Source organism: Dubosiella muris (genome assembly GCF_004793885.1).
Lineage (GTDB): Bacteria > Bacillota_I > Bacilli_A > Erysipelotrichales > Erysipelotrichaceae > Dubosiella > Dubosiella muris.
This window is the reverse complement of the sequence record NZ_SRYG01000045.1, coordinates 1-4,691: the sequence shown is the minus strand read 5'-3', so window position 1 is coordinate 4,691 and position 4,691 is coordinate 1. Positions and strand designations below refer to the sequence as shown.

Sequence of the window (4,691 nt, the reverse complement as noted above, 5' to 3'; positions counted from 1 at the left end):
CGAAGATAGTTGGCAAGACGCCTGCGAAAATAGGACGTTGCTCGGCTCTTTTTTTATTTGGCAAACAAAAAGGTGAAGCGTTATTTTGCTTCACCTTTTTTACGGCGGTCTTGCACGCTGCCCCCTTCTATTTTTCGGAATCCAATGACCTGGGTGGTCGCGACCGGATCGCCTTTGATCAACGATAAAATCGTCGCGCCCGCCATTTTTCCGGCAAGCTCGTAATCAAAGCGGTAAGTGCACAACGAAGGTGTGATCAATTCGCTTACCTCGTAGCCGCCAAAGCCAATTAAGGAAATATCCTCCGGGACGCGAAGTCCCTTTTCTGCAATCTCCTTATAGCAGGCCAGAGCCAAATTATCGGTCGCCGCGATAATCATTGTCGGATGGTGGTCCTCCAAATAATGACGAATGACCTTCCTTGTTTTTGAAAAAGAAAAATCCGTTTCGCGCATGTGGATTTTCGGCACTCCGTATTCCTCCAGCGCTTCCAGGACGCCTTTTCGGCGCTGGACGCCCACCGCCTCGTCGACGCGGTTGACTCCTAAAAACAGCACGTTTTCATGCCCCATCTTCGCGGCGTATTCGCCGGCCGCATAGCCGGCCCGATAGTCGTCGTAAATGATCGATACGCCGTTTTTAAAATGCTGGGCGACAATTAAAATCGGAATTTGCGATTCATGCACAAGTTTCTGGTGGATCAGGTTGATATTCGTCGCCACCAAAATGATGCCATCGACCCGCAAACTTTCAAAATACTGGATCGAGCGGATCTCGTCGTTGATGTCGTGGTCCGTGTCAATCAAAATCACCGTATATCCTTTTTCCTTCAAATAGGCGTTGATGCTCGTCAAAAGCCGGGACGAGGTGTTCGAGTTGATCGTCGGCGCGATGATCCCGATCGTTTTGGTTTCCTTCGCCTTCAAGTTCGAGGCCGCCGCGCTCGGCTCGTAGTCGTGCGCCTCGATGATTTTCCGGATCTTTTCCCGGGTTTCCTCTTTTACATAGCCATCGTTGAAATAACGCGAAACCGTGCTTTTCGCCACGCCCGCTTCTTCCGCGATTTCTTTCATTGTGATTCGTTTGTGTTTCATATGCACATTATAAAATCGAAAGGAAGCACTTTCAAGCGAAAATGTGGAACTGTTCCATAGAATTGAAAGAATATTTTTCATAATGTGCTTTATTTATTCGGACAATCGAAATTTTGGAATCGGTTTCACTTTTATCTTGACAAATATATGGAACAAGTTTAGGATTTAAATATGAAATCGGTTCCATAAAAAGAACCAGTAAAAACCAGAAAGGAAAATAGGAGAAAGGTATGGAAACAACAAAAATCGCATCACAAGTCATTCAATACGTCGGCGGGCAGGACAACATCGTCTCGGCGATGCACTGCGCCACAAGGCTGCGTCTGAAACTCAAAAACTACGATCTCGTCGATGAGGAGGCGTTAAGCGACGTCGACCAGGTCAAAGGCGTCTTTTTAGCCAACGACCAGTACCAGGTCATTTTCGGCTCCGGCACCGTCAATCTCGTCACCGCCGAAGTGCTCAAACAAACCGGCCTGGGCGCCAATGAAGCCAAAGCCGAGGAAGACGACACGAAAAAAGGCAATCCCGTCATGCGGGCCGTCAAAGTGCTGTCCGACATTTTCGTGCCCATTATCCCGGCCATCGTCGCGGGCGGCTTGCTCATGGGCCTCAACAACGTGCTCACCGCGCAAGGGTTGTTTGTCGAAGGCAAATCCGTCATCGACTTGTTTCCGGCTATGGCCAGCATCGCCACGTTCATCAACATGTGCGCGGCCGCGCCGTTTACGTTTTTACCGGTGCTCATTGGTTTTTCCGCCACGAAGAAGTTTGGCGGCAACCCGTATTTAGGCGCCGCGATGGGCATGATCATGGTCCATCCGGACTTGCTCAACGCCTATTCGCTCGCGTCCGCCGAAACGATCCCGACATGGAACTGGTTCGGTTTAAGCGTGGAAGCCATCGGCTACCAGGGAACGGTGCTGCCGGTTCTGGCCGTGTCGTGGATTTTGGCCAACATCGAAAAACGGCTCCATAAAGTGACGCCAAGCTGGCTGGACAACTTGTCGACGCCGCGCTGTCCATTTTGATTACCGCCGCGCTCACGTTCCTGTTTGTCGGACCGCTGCTGCGCGAAGCCGGCGATTTGCTCGCCTTCGGTTTGTCGTGGCTGTATTCGACCCTCGGCTTTTTGGGCGGCGCCATTTTCGGCCTGCTGTACGCACCGATCACGATTACCGGCATGCACCACTCGTTCTCGGCCATTGAGACGCAGCTGATCGCGGCCGCCGAGACGACAGGCGGATCGTTCATCTTCCCGATCGCCTCGATGAACAACGTCGCGCAAGGCGCGGCCGTGCTCACCGTGTTGTTCCTGACGAAAAACGAAAAGCTTAAATCGCTTTGCACGGCGTCCGGCATTTCGGCGCTGCTTGGCATCACGGAACCGGCGATGTTCGGTGTCACGCTGAAACTGAAATATCCGTTTTACGCGGCGATCATCGGTTCGGCTGCCGGCTCGGCATGGATCGCCGGCACGAAAACGCTCGCCCTGGCGATGGGCGCGGCCGGTTTGCCGGGCATCATCTCGATCGCGCCGCAAAGCTGGCTGAACTTCGCGATTGGTTTGGGCATTTCGATGGCGACCTCCGTTGTCATGACGGTCGTTTTGATGAAGAAGTTCGGTCAAAAAGAACTGGAAGCGCCAAAGAAGGTGAAGGCGATCGAAGCCATTCAGCTGCTGGACGCCCAGCCCAACGTGCTGTACGCGCCAATGAGCGGCTCCATCCGCCCGGTCAGCGCGTGCTCGGATCCGATGTTCGCCTCCAAGGCGATGGGGGATGGCGTCGTCATCACGCCAAGCGAGGGCACGCTCGTCTCGCCGGTCAACGGCAAAGTGATGATGGTGTTTCCGACCAAACACGCCATCGGCCTGCAAGGGGAAAACGGCGAGGAAATCCTCATCCATGTCGGATTGGATACGGTTTCGCTTGATGGAAAACCATTTGACGTGCTCGTGAAGGACGGCGACACGATCCGGGCCGGCCAGCCTTTGATGCATGTGGATTTGGAAGCTATCCGGGAAGCCAGACTTTCGACGGAAACGCCGGTTGTCATCACCAACGGCAAAGCGTTCGAGACGTTGCATGAAGAGCGGGTCGAATCGAGAGCGGAAATGCTCAAACTCGCGTAAGGAAGGAACAAAATGAAAACACTTTGGAATCAATATGAACAGGCGCACGCCCCAGGCGTCGCCAGCGATCCGTGGCGGCTGCGCTATCATCTCATGCCGCCGGTCGGGTGGCTCAACGACCCGAACGGTCTTTGTGAAAAAGACGGCGTGACCCACATCTTTTACCAGTACTCTCCCCTCGAGCCAGCGGGAGGGCAAAAAGGATGGGGCCATTACACCACGACGGACTGGAAGGCGTTTGAGTCCCGTCCAATCGAGCTGGTGCCCGACAGTCCTCTGGACAAGGACGGCGTGTATTCGGGCAGCGCGTTTGTCAAAGACGACACGATCCACTTCTTTTATACAGGCAATATCAAAGAGGAAGGCGACTTCGACTATATTTATGAAGGGCGCGGCCACTATGTGAACACGTTCACGTCCGGTGACGGCCTGACGTTTTCCGAAAAACGCAACGTGCTCAAAAACGAGGACTATCCGCACGATTTGAGCTGCCATGTGCGCGATCCAAAAATCTTCGAGGAAAACGGCGTGTACTACATGGTGCTTGGTGCGCGGACAAGAAACGACGTGGGCCAGATCCTCGTGTATCGTTCGGACGATTTGGCGCAGTGGTCGTTTCACGGACGGCTGGAAAGCGACGCGCCGTTTGGCTATATGTGGGAGTGCCCGGACTTGTTCGAGCTCGATGGACAAAAGATCCTGATGACGTGTCCGCAAGGCGTCGAACAGGACGGATACCGGTTTGAAAACGTGTATCAAAACGGGTATTTCCTTGTGGATGGCGCGCTCGATGAGCATACGGCTTTGTCCTCGTTTGCCGAGTTCGACCACGGGTTCGACTTTTACGCGCCGCAAACGTATTTGGATACGAGAGGCCGGCGGATTTTGATTGGATGGATGGGAATTCCCGATGCGGAGTACTCGAATCCGACGGTGGCGAACGGCTGGCAGCACGCGCTGACGCTGCCAAGAACGCTGTGGCTTGAAAACGGGCGTCTGTACCAGTTTCCAATCGAGGAAGTGCTGGATTTAAAACGGACAGAGTGGAGTCAAAAACTTCAGGCCGGCGAGACGGTGGATGTCGGCACGCCGTGCTTTCACGCGACGCTGACGCCTTTGACGGATTCGTTTCATGTTCGCCTGCGCGAGGATTGCGAGATTGAATACGCGAATGGCTTGCTTACGTTTTCACTGAAGCAGTCGGGATACGGCCGCGACGCGCGCCACGTCGAAGTCGGACGAATCGAGACCCTCGATGTGTTTAGCGATACGTCGAGCGTGGAAATTTTTGTGAATGGCGGACAATACGCGCTCACCTCAAGAATTTATGATAATATGGAATTAAATAAGATCGTGTCGGACGGACCGATGGAGCTGGTCGTTCGCGCGATGGACGCGTATCGCGTCGGGAAAGACAACTATATAGGAAGTCAAGTATAAAATTATGAAATAGTTTGAAATAT

At 53.4% G+C, this 4,691-nt stretch carries 3 protein-coding genes and 1 pseudogene; 3 read left to right on the top strand and 1 reads right to left on the bottom strand.

The features are described from left to right. Positions 1–80: 80 nt before the first annotated feature. Positions 81–1,094: a LacI family DNA-binding transcriptional regulator gene (locus E5336_RS12175; protein WP_135981376.1), complete on the bottom strand. Its 1,014-nt coding sequence runs from the start codon at positions 1,092–1,094 to the stop codon at positions 81–83. A 230-nt stretch (positions 1,095–1,324) separates the two neighbouring features. Between E5336_RS12175 and E5336_RS12670 the strand changes: the two are divergent. From E5336_RS12670 to E5336_RS12165, 3 genes and pseudogenes are all read left to right on the top strand, one after another. Further along, positions 1,325–2,481: pseudogene (locus E5336_RS12670) on the top strand (PTS transporter subunit EIIC); the annotation flags it as partial. 6 nt (positions 2,482–2,487) lie between these two features. Then, positions 2,488–3,228, top strand: a complete 741-nt coding sequence (locus tag E5336_RS12665) for a glucose PTS transporter subunit IIA (protein WP_354665566.1) — start codon at positions 2,488–2,490, stop codon at positions 3,226–3,228. 12 nt (positions 3,229–3,240) lie between these two features. Beyond that, positions 3,241–4,668 (top strand): glycoside hydrolase family 32 protein, encoded by a 1,428-nt coding sequence (locus E5336_RS12165; protein ID WP_135981375.1) that lies wholly within the window; start codon positions 3,241–3,243, stop codon positions 4,666–4,668. Positions 4,669–4,691: the final 23 nt, after the last annotated feature.

What these genes read in the sequence shown, in the direction of transcription:
- E5336_RS12665 (WP_354665566.1), top strand. Translation starts at nt 2,488, where the DNA reads ATGTTCGGTGTCACGCTGAAACTGAAATATCCGTTTTACGCGGCGATC.
- E5336_RS12165 (WP_135981375.1), top strand. Translation starts at nt 3,241, where the DNA reads ATGAAAACACTTTGGAATCAATATGAACAGGCGCACGCCCCAGGCGTC.
- E5336_RS12175 (WP_135981376.1), bottom strand. Translation starts at nt 1,094, where the DNA reads ATGAAACACAAACGAATCACAATGAAAGAAATCGCGGAAGAAGCGGGC.